Below are 4,369 nucleotides of genomic sequence, written 5' to 3'. Positions count from 1 at the left end.
GCGGCACGACGCCACCTGTTCAGCCCGGCGCGCGACGACGGCGACCGGGTGCGCGCCTACGCGTTTCTCTCGATCGCCCTCGACCCGCCGGACTAGGTCTTGCGCGGAACCTCCCGTTGTCATCCTGAGCGAGCGCAGCGATCGAATGATCCCTGGTGCGACCCCGCCTCAAGCTGGGGCCACTAGCCCCGTTCGAAGAGGCGCGCTCGCCAGAGATCCTTCGGTGTGCCTCAGGACGACACCGAACCGAGTCTCGAACCGAGTCGAACAGACCCGGCCTCCAAGACACACCGTGTCGGCCTCGAGGGCGGCGGGGTGTACCTCTGTGGTGTGAGCCCGACGTCCTCGAGGACGAACCGCCTAGAAACCCAGCTGCATCGTCTCCGGCGGGTTGAAGTAGGCCGTTCCTCCTCGCACCGTCGAGACCTGGCGGACCAGCTCGGTGAAGGTCTCCGGCTCCTTGACGAAGTCGATCCGGCTCGCGTCCACGATCAAGAGCGGGCTCTTGGTGTAGTGGAAAAAGTACCGGTCGTACGCGTCCGTCAGCTCCGCGAGGTAGGCCCGGTCCATGTTGGTCTCGTAGCTCCGCCCTCGGAGCGCCACGTTGTGGAGCAACCGATCGACGGACGACCGGAGGTAGACCACCAAGTCCGGCACGGGCGCGGCCGGCTCCATGATGTCGTAGAGCGTGTCGTAGAGCCGCCGCTCGTCGCCCTCGAGGGTGACGTGTGCGAAGATGCGGTCCTTGTCGAACGTGTAGTCCGCCACGACGTGCGGGTGGAACAGGTCGCGCGTCGCGAGCGCCTTCTGCTGCTTGAACCGGCTCGCCAGAAACGCGAGCTGCGTCTGGAGCGCCCATCTCGCTCGGTCCGAGTAGAACTGTCCCAGGAACGGGTTGTCCTCGAACTCCTCGAGGACGAGACGCCCCTCCGCCTGTGAGGCGAGCATCCGAGCGAGCGTCGTCTTGCCGGCGCCGATGACGCCTTCGACGGCGATGTAGCCGAGGTGAGAGGGGAGCCGAGAGCCGGACATGGACAAAGAGAGGAGGCACCGCAAGTTCGCGACATCGGACACAGCATCGGGTGGCCCCGTGACGCCCTCACGTCACCACTCGGGCTTTAGGGGACATTTAATCGTTCGATCCGTACCACTGTGCACCCATCTCCGACCGTCAACTCTCCCCCGTGCTGTCCGACGCCACCTGGTACTCGCCGTCGACGCGTATCCCCCGTCGCGACCAAGTCGTACGGATCCTCGTCGATTCGGGCGTGGACCACGAGGCGCGCTTCGTCGTCGAGCACACGGACGACTGGCCATCGGGGGCCTGGTGGGAGCTCACGAACGGTCGCGCGTCGCACCCGTTCGATCGGGTCGAGCAGTGGTCGCCGGATCCGAGCGCCAGACCTCCGCAGAACGAAGCAGAGCCCCCTGTTCCTGCCGCTCACCCTCCCACCGAGGCCGATAAACAACCGCCTCGAAACACGACTCCGGCCATCCTGAACGAGACGCTCCAGGAGATCGAGCGGACCGGCGAGGTGCTCAAGCTTTTCCCGACGTCTCACTACGACTGGTCGCCCCACCCCGACATCGCGTCCATCCGAGTCCTCGCGCTGCGCTTGGTCCGCATCGTTGCTCGCATGGGCTGGATCCTCGAGCTCGAGACGCTCGAGCTCATGTTCGAGCCGGACCTCCCGGACTTCGCCGAGCCCGACCACATCGCCGAGACGTACGCGGCCAACGCCTCGACCGTCCGGGACCTGATCCCGTCGCTGACCGGCGAGCACCTTCGCCAACGGTGGACGCTAGAGCGCAACGGCCAGGTCGTCGCTGCGATGGAACGTGGCGAGGCGCTGCGCCAGTTCGGCCTGACCCCCATCGTCTATCACCGAGGCGAGGCGGCCGTTCTCATGACGGCCCTCGGCCTGAAGGCACCTCACCCGTACCCGCTGTGGGCCTTCGAGGACGGACCGACGGCGGAGTGGCAAGCTCCACCGAGCGAAGCCTAGCGGCCGCCCTCCCCACCCGGAGATCGTCTGGGCAGGATTTCAACAGGGCCGCCACCGTTGTGTCGAGACCTGGGACCTCGAGGTCGGGCGCGATCTCCGCGAGCGGCGCGAGCACGAACCGGCGACTCGCAAGACCGGGATGGGGCAGGACCAGATCCGGCTCGCCGACCTCGAGGTCGGACCACAGCAGCAGGTCGAGGTCGAGAGCGCGCGGCGACCAACGCGGGGCATCGTGGTCCCGGCCCGCCAGCCGCTCGATGGCGTGGAGCACATCGAGGAGCACGTCGGCCTCGAGGTCGGTGTCGAGCGCGACGACGGCGTTGAGGTGGTCGGGCTGGGGCGGCGTGCCGGGAAGGACCCAGGCCTCGGTCTCGTACACGGAGCTGACCGCCGCGACGGTTCCGGCCTCGGCCTCGAGGGCGGCGACGGCCTGGCGGAGAGCGCCGAGCCGGTCGCTCAGGTTGGCCCCGAGCCCGACGTAGGCGCGGACGCTCACGACGAGGGCGACCAGCGGATCACGACCTCGGCCCGGTCGCACGGCCCGCCGACGGGCGGGTTTGGCTTTCGGATGGTCACCTCGATCAGGTCGACCGTGGGATATGCCTCTCCCACGGCCGTCGCGATCCGCCCGCCCACGCGCTCGATGAGGTACGACGAGTTGCCGGTCACGACCTCGCGCACGAGGGAGTACACCCGCTCGTAGTCGACCGTCTTCGACAGGTCGTCGGTCTCTGCGGCCTCGCTCACGTCGAGTGTGATCGCGACGTCCACCTCGTAACGCCCGCCGATCCGGTGCTCTTCCTCTAAAACGCCGTGGTGGGCGTAGAAGACGGCGTTGACCAGGCGGACGGTGGCGTGCGGCACGAAAGCATTGATCGGGGCCAGGAAAGATGCAGCCGTTTTCGCCCTCGAGGTCGAAAATGCGAGGAGCATGGGTGGTCGCTCCATTCGGCCCGGCGTCCTCGATCGTGCCACGGCTCACCGGCCTCGAGGACGGACCTCGCGAGCGACGCTGAAACGTGACGCCAAAACGGACCCATTTCCAGGGTGCAGCCTGCGCCCTCGAGGATGAGTCCCGGCACTCGAGTTACTCGATCCGAACGTCGAACGGGTTGGAGACCACGGCCGTGTCCGGGAGCCAGCACGAGCGGTCGCGCGAGCGGCACATCGAGGCCGGGTAGACGACGACCATCCGGCCCTGCATCAGCCCCAAGACGGTGCCCGTCCGTGGGTCTCGCTGCGGCCCCTCGAGGTGAAGCGTGTCGGTCCGGGTCTCGCCGGGGGCGACCGGGAGGTACCGGCCGTAGTTCTCGTTCCGTGCGATAGGCTGGTACGCACTTCCGGCCTGCGCTGCCGGGTCCGAGTGGACCGCGCGGACCTGGTACACCGGCGCGAGGGACGGCCTCGAGGGCGCGAGGTAGACGGTGTCGGCCGTGGCGTTCGTGTATCGGGCGACGACGGTAAAAGCGTAGCGTCCCGGGAACCGCTGGCCACGCCGGGGCTCGACAGGGCCCGTGGGCCGAGCCACGTACTCGAGGCCGTCGGTCTGAATCGAGGGAACGGACGGACTTCGGACGGGGGGAAGCGCCGGCCCAATCGGCTGGCGTACCGGCCGGAGGGCTGCATACGTAGGCGATTCGTAGGCCCTCTTCGACCCGGCGACACCTCCGACGATGGCCCCGCCCAGTATGAGTGGCGGCGCGGTATTGACCCCGACGTAGTAGACGGCGAGCGTGCCCCACCCGTCGGAGCCCGGCACCGCGGCGGCGTAGGTCGCGGCCGCCAACCCGCCGGCGACGAGCAGCCCCAGCCCGCCGCCTTCGAGGGCGCCCCGACCTCGATGGACGAACCGGACGCGGGCCACATCGGAGGCCGGGACCGACCGGAACCGCCGAGTCTTGGGGTCCAACCACGTCGCGACGTCCGGGGCGATGTGGAACAGCCGGGCGCGGACCGTCTCGCCCCACGCGAGCGTGACGAGCGTCGTTTCTAAAGCCGCCCGGTCGTTGATGTCGGACCGGAGCGGGGCGGACTCGAGGTCGAGCGCGCTCGTCTGGACACAGCCGGACGCGACGAGAAGGAGGATCAGAGCGAGAGGCTTCATAAGGATCGAGGCACAGACCCCCATCCTAGGACGCCGTTGCTCCGGCCGCCTGATACGATGGCACTACACGCGGCGCCTCGGCCTCGAGGACGGGTAGGCCGGACGACGGGAGGCCACACTTTGTCCGCTCCTCTCTCGTTCTGTCCGTCCCTCAGGTCTCGTGCCGTCTGTCGCGTGCTCTTCTACCACGCCATCCTCCTCAACGCTCCGCGGCGGCGTGGTGTCCGGCCGGTTCACGGCGGCCTTTGACGACGACGGC

Annotated in this window: 5 protein-coding genes; 1 reads left to right on the top strand and 4 read right to left on the bottom strand. The window is 68.4% G+C overall.

The annotated features are described in order from the left end of the window. Positions 1-360: 360 nt before the first annotated feature. Positions 361-1,032, bottom strand: coding sequence for a deoxynucleoside kinase (locus WBA11_RS18270; RefSeq protein ID WP_424522066.1), 672 nt, complete (start codon positions 1,030-1,032; stop codon positions 361-363). 152 nt (positions 1,033-1,184) lie between these two features. On the opposite strand from WBA11_RS18270, the gene WBA11_RS18265 reads away from it, so the two are divergent. Then, a complete protein-coding gene (locus WBA11_RS18265) occupies positions 1,185-2,006 on the top strand; it encodes a DinB family protein (protein ID WP_424522065.1) in 822 nt (273 codons plus the stop codon). Here the strand turns inward: WBA11_RS18265 and folK are convergent. The 3 genes from folK to WBA11_RS18250 all read right to left on the bottom strand — a co-directional run bounded on the left by folK (position 1,906) and on the right by WBA11_RS18250 (position 4,110). Further along, complete coding sequence (gene folK / locus WBA11_RS18260) at positions 1,906-2,502, bottom strand: 2-amino-4-hydroxy-6-hydroxymethyldihydropteridine diphosphokinase (RefSeq protein WP_424522064.1); 597 nt, start codon at positions 2,500-2,502, stop codon at positions 1,906-1,908. The two genes, WBA11_RS18265 and folK, sit on opposite strands and share 101 nt — an antisense overlap. Continuing rightward, positions 2,499-2,939 (bottom strand): dihydroneopterin aldolase, encoded by a 441-nt coding sequence (folB, locus tag WBA11_RS18255; RefSeq protein ID WP_424522063.1) that lies wholly within the window; start codon positions 2,937-2,939, stop codon positions 2,499-2,501. The genes folK and folB overlap by 4 nt, the downstream gene beginning before the upstream one ends. Positions 2,940-3,093: 154 nt before the next feature. After that, positions 3,094-4,110 carry a hypothetical protein gene (locus WBA11_RS18250; protein ID WP_424522062.1) on the bottom strand — a complete coding sequence of 339 codons (1,017 nt, stop codon included), beginning with the start codon at positions 4,108-4,110 and terminating at the stop codon, positions 3,094-3,096. Positions 4,111-4,369 lie beyond the last annotated feature (259 nt).

Source organism: Rubrivirga sp., from assembly GCF_049648075.1.
Lineage (GTDB): Bacteria > Bacteroidota > Rhodothermia > Rhodothermales > Rubricoccaceae > Rubrivirga.
Note: the sequence above shows the minus strand (reverse complement) of the source record. Positions and strands in the feature narration are given on the sequence as shown.

What these genes read in the sequence shown, in the direction of transcription:
- WBA11_RS18270 (WP_424522066.1), bottom strand. Translation starts at nt 1,032, where the DNA reads ATGTCCGGCTCTCGGCTCCCCTCTCACCTCGGCTACATCGCCGTCGAA.
- folB (WP_424522063.1), bottom strand. Translation starts at nt 2,939, where the DNA reads ATGCTCCTCGCATTTTCGACCTCGAGGGCGAAAACGGCTGCATCTTTC.
- WBA11_RS18250 (WP_424522062.1), bottom strand. Translation starts at nt 4,110, where the DNA reads ATGAAGCCTCTCGCTCTGATCCTCCTTCTCGTCGCGTCCGGCTGTGTC.